This is a genomic window from Azonexus sp. (assembly GCF_041909095.1).
Classification (GTDB): Bacteria; Pseudomonadota; Gammaproteobacteria; order Burkholderiales; family Rhodocyclaceae; genus Azonexus.
Genome location: NZ_JAYREB010000001.1, coordinates 938,676 through 956,012 on the forward strand (window position 1 = coordinate 938,676; position 17,337 = coordinate 956,012).

At 62.8% G+C, this 17,337-nt stretch carries 19 protein-coding genes; 9 read left to right on the forward strand and 10 right to left on the reverse strand.

Translation table 11 applies throughout. The annotated features are described in order from the left end of the window. Window positions 1-8: 8 nt before the first annotated feature. From ACE3OV_RS04510 to ACE3OV_RS04525, 4 genes are all read left to right on the forward strand, one after another. Window positions 9-1,940 (forward strand): transglycosylase SLT domain-containing protein, encoded by a 1,932-nt coding sequence (locus ACE3OV_RS04510; protein ID WP_374325450.1) that lies wholly within the window; start codon window positions 9-11, stop codon window positions 1,938-1,940. A 91-nt stretch (window positions 1,941-2,031) separates the two neighbouring features. Continuing rightward, window positions 2,032-4,077: a DUF1631 family protein gene (locus ACE3OV_RS04515; RefSeq protein ID WP_374325452.1), complete on the forward strand. Its 2,046-nt coding sequence runs from the start codon at window positions 2,032-2,034 to the stop codon at window positions 4,075-4,077. Window positions 4,078-4,152: 75 nt separating this feature from the next. Then, entirely contained in the window at window positions 4,153-5,115 is a 963-nt protein-coding gene (locus ACE3OV_RS04520) for a complex I NDUFA9 subunit family protein (RefSeq protein WP_374325454.1), read from the forward strand. 16 nt (window positions 5,116-5,131) lie between these two features. Continuing rightward, complete coding sequence (locus ACE3OV_RS04525) at window positions 5,132-6,370, forward strand: multifunctional CCA addition/repair protein (RefSeq protein WP_374325455.1); 1,239 nt, start codon at window positions 5,132-5,134, stop codon at window positions 6,368-6,370. Here the strand turns inward: ACE3OV_RS04525 and ACE3OV_RS04530 are convergent. Beyond that, window positions 6,335-6,532, reverse strand: a complete 198-nt coding sequence (locus ACE3OV_RS04530; protein ID WP_374325457.1) for a DUF2905 domain-containing protein — start codon at window positions 6,530-6,532, stop codon at window positions 6,335-6,337. The two genes, ACE3OV_RS04525 and ACE3OV_RS04530, sit on opposite strands and share 36 nt — an antisense overlap. 58 nt (window positions 6,533-6,590) lie before the next feature. Here ACE3OV_RS04530 and ACE3OV_RS04535 point away from each other — a divergent pair, with 58 nt between their 5' ends. Beyond that, a complete protein-coding gene (locus ACE3OV_RS04535) occupies window positions 6,591-7,397 on the forward strand; it encodes an alpha/beta hydrolase (RefSeq protein WP_374325460.1) in 807 nt (268 codons plus the stop codon). On the opposite strand, the gene ACE3OV_RS04540 is transcribed toward ACE3OV_RS04535, so the two are convergent. Together ACE3OV_RS04540 and ACE3OV_RS04545 are read right to left on the reverse strand one after the other, a co-directional pair. Further along, on the reverse strand, window positions 7,387-7,578 hold the full coding sequence (locus ACE3OV_RS04540; RefSeq protein ID WP_374325463.1) for a YjfB family protein: 192 nt from the start codon (window positions 7,576-7,578) through the stop codon (window positions 7,387-7,389). The two genes, ACE3OV_RS04535 and ACE3OV_RS04540, sit on opposite strands and share 11 nt — an antisense overlap. Window positions 7,579-7,629: 51 nt before the next feature. Next, window positions 7,630-8,790, reverse strand: a complete 1,161-nt coding sequence (locus ACE3OV_RS04545) for a class I SAM-dependent methyltransferase (protein WP_374325466.1) — start codon at window positions 8,788-8,790, stop codon at window positions 7,630-7,632. Window positions 8,791-8,897: 107 nt separating this feature from the next. Between ACE3OV_RS04545 and ttcA the strand changes: the two genes are divergently transcribed. Both ttcA and ACE3OV_RS04555 read left to right on the forward strand, forming a co-directional pair. Next, window positions 8,898-9,767 (forward strand): tRNA 2-thiocytidine(32) synthetase TtcA, encoded by an 870-nt coding sequence (gene ttcA, locus ACE3OV_RS04550; RefSeq protein WP_374325468.1) that lies wholly within the window; start codon window positions 8,898-8,900, stop codon window positions 9,765-9,767. A 55-nt stretch (window positions 9,768-9,822) separates the two neighbouring features. After that, window positions 9,823-10,722: an FHA domain-containing protein gene (locus ACE3OV_RS04555; RefSeq protein ID WP_374325469.1), complete on the forward strand. Its 900-nt coding sequence runs from the start codon at window positions 9,823-9,825 to the stop codon at window positions 10,720-10,722. A 21-nt stretch (window positions 10,723-10,743) separates the two neighbouring features. On the opposite strand, the gene hprK is transcribed toward ACE3OV_RS04555, so the two are convergent. The 7 genes from hprK to recA are packed head-to-tail and all read right to left on the reverse strand — an operon-like array spanning window position 10,744 to window position 16,206. Continuing rightward, window positions 10,744-11,679, reverse strand: coding sequence for an HPr(Ser) kinase/phosphatase (gene hprK / locus ACE3OV_RS04560; protein WP_374325472.1), 936 nt, complete (start codon window positions 11,677-11,679; stop codon window positions 10,744-10,746). A 9-nt stretch (window positions 11,680-11,688) separates the two neighbouring features. Continuing rightward, window positions 11,689-12,138, reverse strand: coding sequence for a PTS IIA-like nitrogen regulatory protein PtsN (ptsN, locus tag ACE3OV_RS04565; RefSeq protein ID WP_374325474.1), 450 nt, complete (start codon window positions 12,136-12,138; stop codon window positions 11,689-11,691). A gap of 56 nt (window positions 12,139-12,194) precedes the next feature. Further along, window positions 12,195-12,521 carry a ribosome hibernation-promoting factor, HPF/YfiA family gene (gene hpf / locus ACE3OV_RS04570; RefSeq protein WP_374325476.1) on the reverse strand — a complete coding sequence of 109 codons (327 nt, stop codon included), beginning with the start codon at window positions 12,519-12,521 and terminating at the stop codon, window positions 12,195-12,197. A 13-nt stretch (window positions 12,522-12,534) separates the two neighbouring features. Beyond that, on the reverse strand, window positions 12,535-13,992 hold the full coding sequence (locus ACE3OV_RS04575) for an RNA polymerase factor sigma-54 (RefSeq protein ID WP_374325477.1): 1,458 nt from the start codon (window positions 13,990-13,992) through the stop codon (window positions 12,535-12,537). A gap of 27 nt (window positions 13,993-14,019) precedes the next feature. Next, window positions 14,020-14,754: an LPS export ABC transporter ATP-binding protein gene (gene lptB / locus ACE3OV_RS04580; protein WP_374325479.1), complete on the reverse strand. Its 735-nt coding sequence runs from the start codon at window positions 14,752-14,754 to the stop codon at window positions 14,020-14,022. Continuing rightward, entirely contained in the window at window positions 14,751-15,185 is a 435-nt protein-coding gene (recX, locus tag ACE3OV_RS04585) for a recombination regulator RecX (protein WP_374325482.1), read from the reverse strand. The genes lptB and recX overlap by 4 nt, the downstream gene beginning before the upstream one ends. Beyond that, window positions 15,178-16,206, reverse strand: a complete 1,029-nt coding sequence (gene recA / locus ACE3OV_RS04590) for a recombinase RecA (RefSeq protein WP_374325484.1) — start codon at window positions 16,204-16,206, stop codon at window positions 15,178-15,180. The genes recX and recA overlap by 8 nt, the downstream gene beginning before the upstream one ends. A gap of 204 nt (window positions 16,207-16,410) precedes the next feature. On the opposite strand from recA, the gene ACE3OV_RS04595 reads away from it, so the two are divergent. Continuing rightward, on the forward strand, window positions 16,411-16,620 hold the full coding sequence (locus ACE3OV_RS04595) for a hypothetical protein (RefSeq protein WP_374325486.1): 210 nt from the start codon (window positions 16,411-16,413) through the stop codon (window positions 16,618-16,620). A 2-nt stretch (window positions 16,621-16,622) separates the two neighbouring features. Next, window positions 16,623-17,303 carry a pseudouridine synthase gene (locus ACE3OV_RS04600; RefSeq protein ID WP_374325488.1) on the forward strand — a complete coding sequence of 227 codons (681 nt, stop codon included), beginning with the start codon at window positions 16,623-16,625 and terminating at the stop codon, window positions 17,301-17,303. Window positions 17,304-17,337: the final 34 nt, after the last annotated feature.

Genomic DNA, 17,337 nt, shown 5'->3' on the forward strand with positions numbered 1-17,337 from the left:
AATCCAGCATGAAGTTTTCCCCCATCATCGCCCTGCTTGTCTGGGGCGTTTCCGCCTTTGCCCAGAGCGCCGACGACAGCGCCTTCATCGCCGCCCGCGAAGCCTTCCGCAAGGGCGATGCCGCCCGGCTGGCCAGCGCCGTCGGCGAAACCCGCGGCCATCCGCTAGCCATTTACGCCGAAAACTATTTCCTGCGCAACCGCCTGGCGCGCAATGACGCCGACGGCATCCCGGCTTTCCTGGCCCGCAACGAGGGCAACAACGTCGCCGAACGCCTGCGCAGCGACTGGCTGACCTGGCTTGCCAAACAGGGCGACTGGCCACGCGTCGAAAACGAATACGCCAAACTACTCGCCCCCGATACCGAACGCACCTGCCTGCAGCAGCAAGCCCGCCTGCAGCGCGGCGATCGCCGCGTCCTCGACGAGGCTGCCGCTTACTGGCTGAGCATGCTAGAACCCGGCGAGGCCTGCAAACCCTTGCTCGATGCGCTGGTCGCTGCCGGTCGCATCAATGTCGATGCCGCCTGGCAGCGCGCCCGCCGGCAAATCGAGATCAACCGCCCGAGCGCCGCCCAGCAGACGCTTGCCTATCTTCCCGACAGCCAGGTTCCTGGCACCACCGATTTCGACGCGGCGACGAAAAAATCGATGTCCTACCTGGCCCGCCAGGGGGCCAACTGGCAGCGCCAGCGCAGCAACCGCGAGCTGGCGGCGATCGCGATCCGCTATGTGGCGATCAACGACCCGTTGATCGCCGCCGTGGAACTGGAGAAACGCGAAGCACAACTCGAACGCCCGGCGGCCAGCTGGGCCTGGAGCCAGATTGCGCTGCTCGGCGCGCGCCGACATCTGGCAGAAGCGAGCATCTGGTATGCCCGTGCCGGCGATGCACCGCTGACCGAAGAAAATCACCAGTGGCGGGTGCGTGCCGCGCTGCGCGCCCTGAACTGGGGTCAGGTCCGCGACGCCATCCAGGCCATGCCGCCCGAACTCGCCGCCCGACCGGAGTGGATCTACTGGCTGGGGCGAGCCTACAAATCCGGCGGGCGGACCGCGGATGCCGACGCCCTGTTCGCCAAAATCGCCGGCCAGGCGCATTTCTACGGCAATCTGGCCGACGAGGAACTGGGCCGTCAGGTGCGCGCCCCGGCGCCAACCACGCCGCCTTCCGCCGAGGAGATCGCAGCAGCCCGGGACAATCCCAACCTGCAGCGGGCCTTGCTCCTGTTCCGTCTGGACATGCGCACCGAAGCCGTTCGCGAGTGGAACTGGGCGCTGCGTGAGATGAACGACCGCCAGTTGCTGGCCGCCGCCGAACTCGCCCGCCGTAACCAGCTCTGGGACCGGGCGATCAACACCGCCGACCGTACCCGCCACGAGCACGACTACAGCCTGCGCTTCCTCTCGCCATTCGCCGACAGCATCCGCCCGGTCACCCGTCAGCAGGCGCTTGACGATGCCTGGGTGTACGGCCTGATGCGCCAGGAAAGCCGCTTCATCACCAGCGCCCGCTCGAACGTCGGCGCCGCCGGCCTGATGCAGTTGATGCCCGCCACCGCCCGCTGGGTGGCAAAAAAGATCGGCCTCAACAATTTCAACCCGAGCCAGGTGCACGATGCCGACGTCAATGTCCTGCTCGGCACCTCATACATGCGCATCGTCATGGAAAACCTCGACAATCACCCGGTGCTCGCCTCCGCCGCCTACAACGCTGGCCCCGGCCGGGCCCAGCGCTGGCGCGGTGAAAAGGCGCTGGAAGGGGCGATCTATGCGGAAACCATCCCCTTCTCGGAAACCCGCGATTACGTGAAAAAGGTCATGAGCAACGCCGTTTATTACGCTTTCCTGTTCAACGGCAAGCCTGATTCGCTGAAAACCCGCCTGGGCGTCATCACCCCGGCATCCGGACAAAACCCCAAAAATGCCGATCTACCATAAAATCTGCATTGCATTGTTAATTTGCTGACACAATAACGCTTCAGCATGTCCGTACTCCGATCTCTCAACCTTTTCTTGGAAATCTGCGTCCGTGAATACTGCGCCTAACGCCAGCCACATCGATCGCTTCCAGTCCTCGCAAGCTGCCCGGAAGTTTTTTCTCGATCATCTCAGCGAACTGTTGCGCGACAGCCGACTGATTTCGGAGTCCGCGATCGCGGCGATGATCGGCGGCTGCGGAAAATATTTCGATGAAATGATGAACAAGCGCCGCCTGGGCAGCTTCGAGGAAGAAGCCCGGGGCCTGACCTCGTCGCGCATCTCGCTGGTCGGCGATGATGATCTGGAACTGGACATCCGCCTCGACCACCTGTGCAGCCGGCTGATCGAAAGCACCAGCGTCCCGCTCTGGAAAACGCACCTGCGTTTTGCCACCATACTCGGCCGCCCCGATCTGCCCAAGAACGACAACCCGGTCGGCCCACGCGGCGTGACCCAGGGACTGCACGATCTGTTCAGTGCCGCCGGCGCCAGTTCGCTCGAGAAGAAGTTCGAACTCCTGGACAGAATCGAAGTCGCGCTGCTCACCAGCCTTCCCGGCATCTATGGCCAGCTGGACGATTTCCTGCAAAGCATCGGCGTCGAGGTCACGCAACCGCCGATTGCCTCAACCCAGCCCCCATCGCACACAGCAGCCCACAAACCGGAACCCCAGGTCGCCGTCAGCACCGCACCTGCGGGCAGCGAGCGGCCGGCCAGCGCCACGCATCCCCTGCTCAGCCAGGGCGCACTTGAAAACCTGATGTTCCGCCTCGACCAGATGGAACGCAGCCAGCAAAACAGTCTCGACTTCCTGACCGCCACCTCACCCAATCTGGAGTCACTGATCCCCGAACTCTTCGGCGAAGCCGGCAGCAGCACTTCGGAAATCGTACCGCTGGTCCTGCAATCGGACGCCCTCGGCATTCCCGCCAACAGCCTTGAAGGCCAGGCGATCGACCTGACCGGCCGCTTCTTCAACAGCCTGTTCAACGACCCGACGATTCCCGACATTCTCAAGGAAACGGTCGCCAAGCTGCAGGTTCGCGTCGCTCGCATTGCGGTCCGCGACCGCAACCTGTTCAGTCACACCGACCACCCCTGTCGCCAGTTCATCGACCGCCTGGCAAAACTGCTGTACGGTCTGCCGCTGACCGTTTCGGCCAGCCACCCGGTATGCCAGAAAATGCTCGAAACCTGCGACCGCCTGCGCCAGGACACCACCGGCGATGCGGCCGCTTTCGCCGCCGCCGCCGCCGAACTGGAAGCGCAGATCAATGCCCGGCACCAGAAGATTTTCGACGCAGCAGCGCCCTATCATCCTTTCCTGCGCCAGCTTGACCGCCGCGAACAGGCGGACCGCGAGATCGCCGAGTATTACGCGCGGATGCATCTGGATACGCTGCCCGAGTTGCTGCGCAATTTCATCCTGCAGGACTGGAAACGCCTGCTCGAACGTGCCTGGTTCGAGCAGGGCCAGGATGGTCCGGCGTGGCGGGAACGTACCGAAACGCTGAATGCGCTGGTCTGGAGTTTCCGCCCGAAAGCCGATGGCGAACAGCGCCGGAGCCTGGCACAAAAGCTGCCGGGCGTGCTGCAGGCGGTCAAGGAGGGCATGGAAACGCTCGGCATTGCTGCCGAAACGCAGACCCGCATCCTCGACACCTGTTTCGAACTGCAGACCCGCGCCATGCGCCCCAACGGCAGTGAAGCGCCGCCCCAGGTCGGAGCAAGCGTCGCGCTGGCGGAAGTGCATCAGGGGCACGGCATCCGCCAGCTCAGCATTGGCTGGCTGGAAGCCGGCAACCGCGCCCTGCACACCATGGATTACCTGCTGCCGCCGGCGACGGAAGGACGCAATCCGGTTTACAGTGCCGGTGAATGGATGGAGATCAAGGTTGAGGATGTCGATCAGCAACTCTGCCTGTGCCTGCAGAGCGCCAACACTGGCCGCTGCCTGTTCTTCAATCCGGAAAACAACCTTGCCCTGGCCATCCATCCCCAACTGCTGGCCGAGCAACTGAAGAAGGGCAGTTCCCGGCATCTGGGCCAACCCGGCCTGTTCGCCACGCTGCTGGCGCGAATATCGGGGACTTGATCGATCATCTGCTGCCCGGCCGGCGCGGCTTTGCCTTAAAATCGCGCTACTCAGAACAATATTGCGGGGTTCCAGATGGGTATCAAGAAGGTCTTGCTGCTGGGGGGCAGTGGTTTCATCGGCACTTACATCGTCAACCGCCTCTCCCAGCGCGGCATCCAGGTCACTGTACCGACCCGGCGACGCGAACGGACCAAGGCGTTGATCATGCAGCCGGGCGTCGAAATGCCGGAAGCCAACATCCATTGCCCGGCAACGCTGGCGTCGCTGATGCAGGGACAAGATGCGGTGATCAATCTGGTCGGCATCCTGCACAGCCGGGACGTCAAGTTTCCCTACAGCGACGATTTCGCACAGGCACACGTCGAACTGCCGAGAAAGATCGTTGCTGCCTGCAAGGCCGCCGGAGTCCGCCGCCTGGTGCACATGAGCGCGCTGAAAGCGGCTGCCGATGCGCCGTCCGAATATCTGGCCTCGAAAGGGGCCGGCGAAGCCATCGTCATGGCAGCGGCCGGCGAACTCGACGTCAGCGTTTTCCGACCCTCGGTGATCTTCGGTCTGGGCGACAGTTTCCTGACCATGTTTGCCGGAATTCTGAAAATCGCCCCCATTTTCCCGCTCGGTTTCGGTCACGCCCGCTTCCAGCCGGTCTGGGCTGCCGATGTCGCCGATGCCTTCGTCGATGCGCTGGACGATGCCAGCACCTTCGGCCAGGCCTACGATCTGGTCGGCCCGAAGACCTACACCCTGCGCGAACTGGTCGACTACACCGCGCAACTCACCGGTAGCCGGGCACGCATCATCGCCTTGCCGGAAGGCCTCGCCTATCTGCAGGCCGGCCTGATGTGGCTGGCGCCGAAGCCGCTGATGTCGCCCGACAACCTGCGCTCGATGCAGGTCGACAGCGTCTGCACCGGCGATTGCCGCCTGCCCGAGGGTTGGCAACCAACCGCGCTGGAAGCGGTTGCGCCAACCTATATCGCCCTCAATACGCCGAAGGGCAAGCTCGACAGCTTCCGCTTCCGCGCGGGCCGCTGAGCCGGCGACCGACGCCGTGCAGGTCTACGTCGTCGGCGGTGCCGTTCGTGATGCCTTGCTCGGACGGCCCAGCGACGACCACGATCACGTGGTCGTCGGCAGCACCCCGGAAGCCATGCTCGCCCAGGGGTTCAAGCCGGTCGGCAAGGACTTCCCGGTCTTCCTGCACCCCGAGACGCACGAGGAGTACGCGCTGGCCCGTACCGAGCGCAAGACGGCCCCAGGCTACCACGGCTTCACTTTTCACACCGCCCCCGAGGTGACGCTGGAAGAAGACCTCGCGCGCCGCGATCTGACCATCAACGCGATGGCGCGCGATACGGCGGGCAGGGTGATCGACCCCTTCAACGGTCAAGGCGACCTTGCCGCCCGGGTGCTGCGCCACGTCGGTCCGGCCTTCGCCGAAGATCCCGTGCGCATCCTGCGTCTGGCCCGTTTTGCGGCGCGTTTCGCCGATTTCTCGGTGGCCTCCGAAACAGTCGCCCTGATGCAGGACATGGTCGCTGGCGGCGAAGTCGATCACCTCGTCGCCGAACGCGTCTGGCAGGAACTGGCCAAGGGGCTAATGGAAGACAAGCCGTCGCGGATGTTCGAAGTCCTGCGCCAGTGCGGTGCGCTCGCCCGCTTGTTGCCCGAGGTCGATGCCTTGTTCGGCGTGCCGCAACGCGCCGACTACCATCCGGAAATCGACGCCGGCATCCACACCATGATGGTCATCGATCAGGCGGCGCGCCGAGGCTTCCCGTTAGCGGTCCGCTATGCCGCACTCTGCCACGATCTGGGCAAGGCGCTCACCCCCGCCGACATCCTGCCCCGGCACATCGGTCACGAAGCCCGTAGCGTCGAGCTCTGCCAGGTGCTCGGCGAACGCCTGCGGGTCCCGACGGATTGCCGCGACCTGGCGTTGTTGATGGCCCGCCACCACGGCAGCATTCACCGGGCAGGCGAACTACGGGCAGCGACCATCGTCGAGCTGTTCGAAAAGTGCGACGCCTTGCGCCGTCCCGCCCGTTTCGATCAGTTGCTCGATACCTGCCTGTGTGACTACACCGGCCGTGGCGGCTGGGAAGAGCGGCCATACACGGCGCCGGCCAGACTGTACAAGGCGCTTTCCGCGGTCAACAGCGTCAACGCCGGTGAGATCGCCGCTAGCTGTCCTGACCCCAGCACCATTGCCGAGCGCATCCGCCGCGCCCGCATCGCTGCCGTCCGCCAGGCCCTAGAGGAGGCGCCCGATCAGCCAGAGCAGCAATGAGAAGAGCAGGATGCTGACGAAAGGAAAGTGGTAAACCCTGCCCCGCCAGCGCAGCGCGATATCGCCGGGCAGTTGCCCGAAGCGGATGAAGCGCGCGAGATGCGGCGTTACCAGCCCAAGCAGGAAAATCGCAACCACCAGCGTCAACAACCACTTCAGCATCAACCCGACCCTCCCGCGGCCAACGCTTCAGGCCACCCCATGAACCCATGGTAGAACGATGATAAAACGACAGAATATCGCAGGCCTTGAAATCTTTTCCTGCCTCCCCGACACCCCGGCTTCCCGGCCCGACCTGCTGTTCATCCACGGCGCCTTTGCCGGCGCCTGGATGTGGACCGAAACCTACATGCCTTACTTCGCGGCTGCCGGCTATCCCTGCCACGCGCTGTCGCTGCGTGGCCATGGTGGCAGCGACGGTCACGAACGCATCAACTGGCTGGCGGTCGCCGATTATGTCGAGGACGTCCGCACCGTGGTCGAAGCTCTTGCCATTGATCCTGTGCTGCTGGGCCATTCGATGGGCGGCTTCGTGGTCCAGAAATATCTGGAACACCACGCCGCACCGGCGGTTGCGCTGCTTTGCTCAGTACCACCGCAAGGCTTGATCGCTGCCCAGTTTCATCTGCTGTTGCAGAAACCCCAGCTCTACCTGGAAATCAACCGCATCCTGGCCGGCAACTACACCGAGACCGATACGCTGAAGGAAGCCCTGTTCGCCGGCGAGGTCGACCAGAAGATGCTGGAAGTCTGGCTGGGCCGGATGCAGAACGAGTCGCAACGGGCGATCTGGGACATGTCGATGTTCAACCTGCCTAACCTCTACCGCATGCAGAAGCCGCCGATGCTCGTCGTCGGCGCCGAAATGGACGCGTTGGTTCCCGCCTTCCTCGCCCAGACGACAGCCCAGACCTACGGCGAGCCCTGTCACATCCTGCGCGACATGGGCCACGCGATCACCCACGAAAAGGACTGGCAAAAGGGTGCGGCGCTGATCCTGAACTGGCTAGAAACGCTCAGGCCTTGATATCGACCGAATTACCGAGATTCGGCGGGTTGCTGTAGGTCGGCGGCAGGGCCTGCAGCAACTGCATCGAGTTCTGCGCTTCGATGTCGATCGCCTTCTTCAGAACGGCCGTAGACACGGCCATGCTGGTCTGCTCAGCGCTCATCGCCGTATTCAAACTGCCGATTCCCGAAGTGTCCATGATTCTGCTCCCGCTAGCTTCTATTAAGCGCTTTCAGTTTAGACCACTTTCTCACAATCGGCGACTTTGATCGCCCTCGGCGAAACCTGACAGCCCGCCGTCGATGCCGCGACCGATCGCCATCACCTTGAACAACTCGCCCATCTCGTGAGGCATCAGCAATTTGCCCACAGCCGAGGCGGCCCGGACGTAATCCGGGGTGTCGCGAGTAATTTCCGCCAGCAGGTCGAGCATGCCGCAATTGAGCAGGAACTGCCCCTGGCTCGCGTAGCCGAGCAGATCGAGTCCGGCAGCGTGGGCAGCGGCGATGATCGCCGTGAAATCGACATGCACCGTCACATCCTGCAAGCCGGGCAGGTAGAAGGGATCGCCATGGGCATGGTGGCGGTAGTGACACATCAGGGTACCGGCGCTGCGCTGCGGATGGTAATACTCGTGGCGGGGAAATCCGTAGTCGATCAGGAGCAGGGCGCCACGCTGCAGGCGATGCCCCCATTCCGCCGCCCAGGCCCGCGCCGCAAGGCTGATTTCGCTCAGATAGCCGGGTTCCAGGTCGCAGCTGTCGGCGATTTCGCGGGCCGCGGCAAGCAGGCTTCCGCCGGCAGCTCGCTCGTTCCACATGAAACCGCCAGCGGCGTCGCCGACCACGCCACATTCGCGGATTTCCTCACCATCCCAGCGCACCAGATGGGCCGGCAAGGCATCGAGCAGTTCGTTGGCCAGCACGACACCGCTGAACTCGTCGGGCAGGTGATCGAGCCATTCGACGCGGGCCAGCAGGTGTGGTGCCGCGTCGGCCAGCGTCTGCTGCTGGCGTTGGCGCAGATCGGCAGAGAGATCCAGGATCGCGTAACGTTCAGGCAATTGCCCGAGGCGCTCCAGCGCCAGCAGAAGATCGGCGGCCAGACGCCCGGAACCGGCGCCGACCTCCAGCACCCGGGGTGCAGACAGTGCCATGATCTGCGCCACCTGGCGCGCCAGTGCCTGGCCAAACAGCGGCGTCATTTCCGGTGCGGTGACGAAATCGCCGGCACTGCCAAACTTGCGCGCACCCGCCGTGTAATAGCCGAGACCCGGCGCGTAGAGCAGCATTTCCATGAAATTCGCGAACGGCAGCCAGCCGCCTTGCTGGACTATGGCGCGGTGGATTTCGGCTTGCAGGCGGGCGCTGTGCGCGAGCGCCTCGGGAGAGGGCGCGGGAAGCTGGCTCATGGCGGGGCAAATAGGCGCATTCTAACGGCCAGCGACGCGTTCGCGGGCGATCCGTGTAAACTTGCGGCCGCAACAACCGCCACTCCCACCAGTAAAGATCGCTGATCATGGACACCGTCGTCTCCGCCAACCTGCAAAAGCTCCGCAAATTCCTCGAAGGTCGTACCGGCAAGGCGATCATGGACTACAACATGATCGCCGACGGCGACACCGTGCTGGTCTGCTGTTCCGGCGGCAAGGATTCCTACACCCTGCTCGCCATGCTGATGGCGCTGCAAAAGCGGGCGCCGGTTAAGTTCCGCCTGATCGCGATGAACCTCGACCAGAAGCAGCCCGGCTTTCCGGCCGACGTGCTGCCCGCTTACTTCGAATCGATCGGTATCGAGCACCGCATCGTCGAGGCCGATACCTATTCGATCGTCAAGGACAAGATTCCCGAGGGCAAAACCACCTGCTCGCTATGTTCGCGTCTGCGCCGCGGCATCATCTACCGGACTGCCAAGGAACTCGGCGCGAACAAGATTGCCCTCGGCCATCACCGCGATGACATGGTTCACACCCTGTTCCTCAACATGCTGTTCGGCGGCAAGATGAAGGCGATGCCACCGAAGCTTGTCACCGACGACCAGGCCCATGTCGTGATCCGGCCGCTTGCCTACTGCAGCGAGAACGATATTGCCAAGTTCGCCCGCGGCATGGCTTTTCCGATCATTCCCTGCAACCTCTGCGGCTCGCAGGAAAACCTGCAACGGCAGAAGATCAAGGAAATGATGCGGGACTGGGACCGCCGCTATCCGGGACGCACCGAATCCGTGTTCACTGCGATGCAGAACGTCGTGCCGTCGCATCTCGCCGACAACACGCTGTTCGATTTCCGCGGCCTGACGCTGGATACGCCAGTCGACGAGGGCGACATCGCCTTCGACAGCGAACCCCTGGAATTCACTCGCACGATCCCGATTTCGCCGCTTGCCTGATGCCAGGAAATGTAAGCCGTCATATAATCGGACGTCCTTTCCCTCCAGTCCAGCTATGAACGCGCAGTGTCCGATCCCCGTCATCATGGTCGCCGACATCACCGGCAGCGCTTCGCTTCATCAGCGCCTGGATGAACAGGAAGCAGAGCGGGCGATTGATCGCTGCATCAAGCGCATGCAGCGCGCCATCGAGGCTTACAACGGACAACTGCTGCAGCAAGTGGGTGACGAAATCCTGGTTTCCTTCTCGAGCCCGGAAGATGCCTGCCACGCGGCAGTCGACATGCATCAACGGATTGCCGATCTGCCGCCGGTATCCGGACACAAGTTGAGCATCCGCGTCGCCTTGCACGACAAGGGCAACGAAGCCGAGCAGGTAACAAGCCCAGAAACGCTGGCCAACCTGATGCGCATCGGCGGCCATGCGCACGGCGACCAAATCCTGTGCAGCAGCGCCATCGTTGCCGCGCTGCCGCCGAGCAGCGTAATCACCACCCGCGCCCGACCGGACGTCAATGGCTTGTCGGAAGCGGATAACCAGATTCTGGTCTTCGAAATCAACTGGCCGGCAAAAACGCTTGCCGCTCCGCCGCATCATTCGATGTTCGGCCCGCACAACGCTCCGCGGCTCGCCGAACGGCTCTGTGTGCGTTACCGCGGACAAGCCTACCTGATCGATGCGAAGGCACCGATGATCAGCCTCGGCCGCGACCCCTCATGCAAGCTGCTGGTGGAAAACCGCCGCGTCTCTCGCCAGCACGCACGCATCGAACGCCGTGACGATGGTTACTATCTGGTCGATACCAGCACCAATGGCAGTTTCCTGACCTTGCCGGGGAAACGGGAAGTCATGGTGCGCAAGCACGAGGCCCTGCTCGACGGCAAGGGCGTCATCTGCTTCGGCAGTTCGGCGAACGACACCGCCGCCGAGCGCATCGAGTTCGAACATCTTTAATAACCGCGGCAGCGCCGCAGTTTACAGCGTTTCGTCGTTCATCACCCGGCTCTGCCGGTCGATGAAATCCTGCATTGAATCGATTCCCCGGTACTGCAGGATGGTGTTACGCACCGCGGCCTCCAGCAAGACTGCCAGGTTGCGCCCGGCAGCGACCGGAATCACCACCTTGCGCACCGGAACCCCCAGCACCTCCTGAGTCTGCGCATCGAGCGGCAGACGTGGCGCATCTTCGGCGGCAATCGTCCGCTGCAGATGAACGATCAGCTTCAGCTTCATTTTCCGGCGCGATGCGGTTTCGCCGAAGATGGTGCGGATGTTGAGCAGGCCTAGCCCGCGCACCTCGAGAAAATCGCGCAGCATGCCGGGGCAGCGCCCCTCGATCGTGGTTGGCGCGATCCGCGCCATTTCGACGACATCGTCGGCCACCAGGCCATGGCCGCGGGAAATCAGTTCGAGCGCGAGTTCCGACTTGCCAACCCCGGAATCGCCAGTGATCAGCACCCCCATGCCGAGCACGTCCATGAACACGCCGTGCAGGCTGACCGTATCGGCAAGGCGGGCGGCAAGATAGATGCGCAAGTGGTCAATCACTGCCGAACAGTGCTTGGGCGACAGAATCAGCGGCACATCGGCCTGGCGGCAGGCTTCGAGGACGAAATCGGGCGGCTTCAGTCCGTCGGCGACGATCATTGCCGGCGTCCTCGCCGACAACAGATCGCTGAACAACTGGCCGAAACGGCGCTCGCCGATCCGCATCGCCCAGTCGTATTCGGCTTGCCCCATGACCTGCAGGCGTTCCGGGTGGATGATGTTGATATGACCGACAACGTCGGCGCCGTAATTGCTGGCCGCCTTCAGTTCGATCCGGCGGTCGGCACGCTGACCGACCACCCAGTTGAACAGCAACTGCTCACGGTTGTCCTGATACAGCTGCTCGAGGCTGATGTGGCGCACGGCGCGGAATCAGGACTTCTTGAACAGGGCGAGAACGGTGGCGACATCGGGTGCCGCCAGCAGGGCTTCACGGAAAGCGCGATCGGAAAAGCGTTGCGCCAGTTCGGACAGGATCTGCAGATGTTCCTCGGTTGCCTGTTCCGGCACCAGCAGGACGAAAAGCAGGGTGACCGGCCGACCGTCCGGCGAATCGAAAGGAATCGGGTTGGCCAAGCGGATCAGCGCGCCAGCCGCCTGTTTGAGACCCTTGATACGGCCATGGGGGATCGCAATGCCCTGGCCGAGGCCGGTGGAGCCCAGCTTCTCGCGGGCAAACAGGCTGTCGAAAATCTGCGTGCGGGCCATGCCGAGCCGACCTTCGAAGAGCATCCCGGCCTGTTCGAAAACACGTTTCTTGCTGCTCGCATCCAAATCAAGCAGGACCTGGTCGGCAGTCAGAATGTTGTCTAAGGGGTTCATGGGAGAGTGTTGAAGCAAAAAGACCGCAGCCGGAAGTGGCTGCGGTCAGGGCTGGCTTATTCGCCTTCAAGGTGCTGCGACGGCTTTTCACCACGGTGGTGATCCTGCACCTTATGCTTGTACTTCTGGACCTGGCGGTCGAGCTTGTCGAACATGGCGTCGATCGCTGCGTAGAGATCGTCGCCGCCTTCCTCGACATGGATGTCCTTGCCCGGCACGTGCAGCGTGACTTCCGCCTGCTGCTTGAGCTTCTCGACCGAGAGCACGACGCTGACGCCGGTTACCTTGTCGAAATGACGCAGGACCGGTTCGAGCTTGTTCTCGACGTATTCGCGCAGGGCCGGGGTAACTTCAATGTGATGACCGCTGATTTGCAGATTCATTTTTTCTCCTCTCTTACAGGGTCTTTCGTAAATTGACCGGCGGGATGTTCAACGATTCGCGGTATTTGGCGACCGTGCGTCGGGCAACGACGATTCCCTGCTGGCCTAGTATTTCGGATAATTGACTATCCGACAAGGGCTTCTTGCCATCCTCGGCCGAAATCAACTGCTTGATCAGGGCACGAATGGCGGTGGCAGAACAGGCACCACCAGTATCAGTGGATACGTGACTGCCAAAGAAGTATTTGAGCTCGAAAATTCCCCGCGGCGTCGCCATGTATTTCTGGCTGGTCACCCGGGAAATGGTCGATTCGTGGAGGCCGAGCAGGTCAGCGATCTCGCGCAGGACCAACGGCCGCATGGCGACTTCGCCGTGCTCGAAGAACTGACGCTGGCGGTCGACAATCGCCTGGGTGACGCGGTGGATGGTTTCGAAACGCTGCTGGACGTTCTTGATCAGCCAGCGCGCTTCCTGCAACTGACCGCTCAGGTTGCCGTTGCCACGCCGCTGTTTGGCGAGAATTTCAGCGTACAGGCGGTTGATGCGCAAGCGAGGGTAGGCATCCGGGTTGATGTAGGCGGTCCACTTGCCCTTGAGTTTCTTGACGATGACGTCGGGCGTGATGTAACGGGCTTCGATCTGCGAATAGCCGGCGGCTGGTCGCGGATTGAGGCTGGTGATCAGCTCGTGGGCGCCCTTGAGGATTTCGTCGTCGCAGCCGGTGAGCCGGCGGATCCGTGCGAAATCGCGGGCGGCCAGAAGTTCCAGGTGCTTGTCGACGATGGCCATGGCCAGGGTGCGTTCAGCGCAATCTTCCTCGACCTTGAGTTGCAGCAGCAGACATTCGCGCAGATCGCGGGCACCGACGCCGGTCGGATCGAAGTTCTGAATGTGATGCAGGGCGATATCGAGCTCTTCGAGTTCGACTTCGTACTCGACGGGCAGGGTCTCCCAGAGTTCCTCAAGCGGCGTCGCCAGATAACCGTCGTCGTCGAGGGCCTCGATCAGGAAACGGACCAGGCTGCGGTCGCGCTCCGACATCTGGGTCATCCCCAATTGCCAGCCAAGATGCTCGCGCAGGCTGACATTGGCGGCGTGACTGTCCTGCGGATCGCTGTCATCGTCCTCGTCGCGGCCGGCGCCGGTAAAGGTGCCGGCATCGCTCGACCAGCGGTCGTCATCGACGTCGTCCGGCGTCATCGGCGGCTCGCCCTGGGCATCCTCGTGGCTTTCCGGTGCGCTTGTCGTCTCTGCCGAGCTTGCCTTGTCCGGCGAATCGAATTGCTGGGCGGCCGCGTACGATTCCGCCGGGCCATCGTCGTCGCGTTCCAGCATCGGATTTTCCAGCAGGTAGCGTTCGATCTCCTGCTGCATCTCGACCGTCGACAATTGCAGCAGCTTGATCGACTGCTGCAGTTGCGGCGTCAGGGCGAGATGTTGCGAGAGTTTGAGCTGGAGAGCCGGTTTCATTGCAGGAAGGGTCTGGCCACTTAGGAATCAAAGCCGGAAATGTTCGCCAAGGTATACCTTGCGCACGCTTTCATTGTCGACAATTTCTTCCGGTCGCCCGGAAGCCAGGACATGGCCGGCGTTGATGATCACCGCGTGATCGCAGATGCCAAGGGTTTCACGGACATTATGGTCGGTAATCAGGACGCCGATACCGCGCTCCTTGAGGAAGCGGATGATTTTCTGGATTTCCAGCACGGCGATCGGGTCAACGCCGGCGAAAGGTTCGTCGAGCAGGATGAAGCGCGGGTTGGTCGCCAGCGCCCGGGCAATCTCGACGCGCCGCCGCTCGCCACCGGAAAGCGCCGCCGCATTGACGTGGCGGACGTGGCCGATATGCAGTTCGCTCAGCAATTCCTCAAGACGCGCCTCGATTTCGGCCGGCGTCAGCTTCTGCAACTCGAGCACCGCCTGGATGTTTTCCTCGACGTTCAGTTTGCGGAAGACCGACGCCTCCTGCGGCAAATAGGAGAGCCCGAGCCTGGCCCGGGCATGCATCGCCTGATGGGTCAGACGCTCCTCGTCGATATAGACCTCGCCGCCGTCGGCGACCACCAGCCCGACCACCATGTAGAAGCAGGTGGTCTTGCCGGCACCGTTCGGACCAAGCAGACCGACCACTTCACCCGACCTGACTTCGAAGGAAACATCCTCGACGACGGTCCGCGCCTTGTAGCGCTTTTTCAGGTTATGGGCGGACAGGGTGGCTGACGGCAGGCTCATTCGTCTTCGACTCCACGCAGGACATGGCGGATCGCTTCATGGGAAAAGCCGCGATACTGCAGGAAACGCGTCTGTTTTGCACGCGCTTCCGGTGTTTCCGGCGGCTGACCGAACTTCCTGGCCCAGATTGTCCGGCAGCGCTCCAGCTCGTCGCCCGCCTCCGGCAGCGCCGCTTCGATCTCGCTCTCGCCGATGCCGCGCTGCTTCAGTTCCTGGCGCAGACGGGCATTGCCGTAGCGACCGGCACGGGCGACGACGCGTTGCCGGGCATAACGGTCGTCGGACAGCAGCCCCTGCTGTTCCAGGGCATCGAGCACCGCCAACAACGCCTCGCCGGACTCGGCCTGGGAGGCCAGTCGGGCATGCAGTTCGGCCCGGCTGTGTTCCCGCCGGGCCAGAAGTTGCAGGGCGCGATTGCGCAGTTCAGTCATCTCCAGCGGCGGAACGGGTCGGCTTGAGCACCTTGGCGGCGGCGGCCTCGCGGATCTTGGCCTCGATTTCCCGGGCGGTTTCCGGATGGCTGCGCAGGAACTCGCGTGCGTTGTCCTTGCCCTGGCCGATCTTCTCGCCCTGGTAGGCATACCAGGCGCCGGACTTGTCGATCAGCTTGTGGGCGACTCCCATCTCGACAATCTCGCCCTCGCGGGAAATACCCTCGCCGTAGAGGATGTCGAAGATGGCCTCACGGAAGGGCGGCGACACCTTGTTCTTGACCACTTTGACCTTGGTCTCGTTGCCGATCACCTCGTCGCCCTTCTTGATCCCGCCGATGCGGCGAATGTCCATGCGTACCGAGGCGTAGAACTTGAGCGCGTTGCCACCGGTGGTGGTTTCCGGCGAGCCGAACATGACACCGATCTTCATCCGGATCTGGTTGATGAAGATGACCAGGGTATTGGTCTTCTTGATGTTGGCGGTCAACTTGCGCAGCGCCTGCGACATCAGGCGGGCGTGCAGGCCGACCATCTGGTCGCCCATCTCGCCCTCGATTTCGGCGCGCGGGGTGAGGGCGGCGACCGAGTCGATGACGATGATGTCCACGGAACCGGAACGCACCAGCATGTCGGCGATCTCCAGCGCCTGCTCACCGGTATCGGGCTGCGAGATCAGCAGGTCGCCGACATTGACGCCAAGTTTCTGTGCATATTGCGGATCGAGCGCGTGCTCGGCATCGATGAAGGCAGCGGTGCCGCCCAGCTTCTGCATCTCGGCGACGACCTGCAGACAGAGTGTGGTCTTGCCCGACGACTCCGGGCCGTAGATCTCGACGACACGGCCACGCGGCAAGCCGCCGACGCCGAGCGCAAGATCAAGCCCGAGCGAACCGGTCGATACAACCTGCAGCCCTTCGTCGATTTCGGCATCGCCCATCTTCATGATGGAACCCTTGCCGAACTGCTTTTCGATTTGTTGCAGCGCTGCGGCGAGCGCCTTTGCCTTGTTGTCGTCCATGTTCTTACCTCGAAACGTTGAGCGGATTATGGCACAGGGGCCAGGGATGGAACAAAAATTGCTGGCTGCATCATGATGCGCCATCGGCGGCGAACATGCCAATGGCAAATCGAATTGCTGCGGAATGCCGCAACCAGGGGTGTATGCTTTGCGCCCCTGCTTGAAGGACAGCATTTACTGTACAACTATACAGTATTTTTGATCATGAAATATCGACTTCTCCGCTACCTGGTCCCGACCTTGCTCGGTCTTTCCATCCTCGCCGCCCAGGCTCGTCCGGCAAGCTGGCACCGCTGGTTCAGCAAGATCGACGGGACGACAGTCTGCCTGCAGACCTCGCCTGGTGCCGGCTGGACTTATGGCGGGGGGCCGTTCCGCGACGCCCGCTGCAGCATTCCGGACCGCCGCTCCTGAGCATGCAGGCTTACCACCCGCCCATCGAAGGTCCCAGCGTCGTCCATGTCGACGACCAGCTACTGGTCGTCGACAAACCGAGCGGACTGCTCTCCGTGCCCGGTCGCGGCGCCGACAAGCAGGACTGCGTGATCAGCCGCCTGCAACGCAACTGGCCGGAAGCAATGATCGCCCACCGGCTCGACATGTCCACCTCCGGCCTGCTCGTCGTCGCCCGCGGTGAAGCCATGCAACGCGAAATGTATCGCCTGTTCCGCGAGCGGGCGGTGGACAAGCGCTACGTCGCCGCGGTCGCCGGCCTGATCGCCGACGATGTGGGCGAAATCGACCTGCCGCTGATCTGCGACTGGCCGAACCGGCCCCGGCAGATGGTCAGCCACGAACTGGGCAAACCGTCGCTGACGCGTTTCCGCGTCCTCTCCCGCGATCCGGCGCGGAATGCAACGGTGGTCGAACTGGAACCGCTCACCGGCCGCTCGCACCAGTTGCGCGTCCATCTGGCCGCCCTCGGCCACCCCATCCTCGGCGACGATCTGTACGCCGGCAGCGCCGCCGGCCGGGCGGCACGACTGCTGCTGCACGCGGCAGAAATTGCCTTCCCCCACCCAGCGCATGGGCGACTGATAAATTTTCACTGCCCGGCGCCATTTATCCCGCTGGAAAAAGCCGCAATAACCTTATAATTCCGCGCATTTTCAACCCCTTGCCGTAGTCGAC

What these genes read in the sequence shown, in the direction of transcription:
- ACE3OV_RS04510 (WP_374325450.1), top strand. Translation starts at nt 9, where the DNA reads ATGAAGTTTTCCCCCATCATCGCCCTGCTTGTCTGGGGCGTTTCCGCC.
- ACE3OV_RS04520 (WP_374325454.1), top strand. Translation starts at nt 4,153, where the DNA reads ATGGGTATCAAGAAGGTCTTGCTGCTGGGGGGCAGTGGTTTCATCGGC.
- ACE3OV_RS04530 (WP_374325457.1), bottom strand. Translation starts at nt 6,532, where the DNA reads ATGCTGAAGTGGTTGTTGACGCTGGTGGTTGCGATTTTCCTGCTTGGG.
- ACE3OV_RS04535 (WP_374325460.1), top strand. Translation starts at nt 6,591, where the DNA reads ATGATAAAACGACAGAATATCGCAGGCCTTGAAATCTTTTCCTGCCTC.
- ACE3OV_RS04540 (WP_374325463.1), bottom strand. Translation starts at nt 7,578, where the DNA reads ATGGACACTTCGGGAATCGGCAGTTTGAATACGGCGATGAGCGCTGAG.
- ACE3OV_RS04545 (WP_374325466.1), bottom strand. Translation starts at nt 8,790, where the DNA reads ATGAGCCAGCTTCCCGCGCCCTCTCCCGAGGCGCTCGCGCACAGCGCC.
- ttcA (WP_374325468.1), top strand. Translation starts at nt 8,898, where the DNA reads ATGGACACCGTCGTCTCCGCCAACCTGCAAAAGCTCCGCAAATTCCTC.
- ACE3OV_RS04555 (WP_374325469.1), top strand. Translation starts at nt 9,823, where the DNA reads ATGAACGCGCAGTGTCCGATCCCCGTCATCATGGTCGCCGACATCACC.
- ptsN (WP_374325474.1), bottom strand. Translation starts at nt 12,138, where the DNA reads ATGAACCCCTTAGACAACATTCTGACTGCCGACCAGGTCCTGCTTGAT.
- hpf (WP_374325476.1), bottom strand. Translation starts at nt 12,521, where the DNA reads ATGAATCTGCAAATCAGCGGTCATCACATTGAAGTTACCCCGGCCCTG.
- ACE3OV_RS04575 (WP_374325477.1), bottom strand. Translation starts at nt 13,992, where the DNA reads ATGAAACCGGCTCTCCAGCTCAAACTCTCGCAACATCTCGCCCTGACG.
- lptB (WP_374325479.1), bottom strand. Translation starts at nt 14,754, where the DNA reads ATGAGCCTGCCGTCAGCCACCCTGTCCGCCCATAACCTGAAAAAGCGC.
- recX (WP_374325482.1), bottom strand. Translation starts at nt 15,185, where the DNA reads ATGACTGAACTGCGCAATCGCGCCCTGCAACTTCTGGCCCGGCGGGAA.
- recA (WP_374325484.1), bottom strand. Translation starts at nt 16,206, where the DNA reads ATGGACGACAACAAGGCAAAGGCGCTCGCCGCAGCGCTGCAACAAATC.
- ACE3OV_RS04595 (WP_374325486.1), top strand. Translation starts at nt 16,411, where the DNA reads ATGAAATATCGACTTCTCCGCTACCTGGTCCCGACCTTGCTCGGTCTT.
- ACE3OV_RS04600 (WP_374325488.1), top strand. Translation starts at nt 16,623, where the DNA reads ATGCAGGCTTACCACCCGCCCATCGAAGGTCCCAGCGTCGTCCATGTC.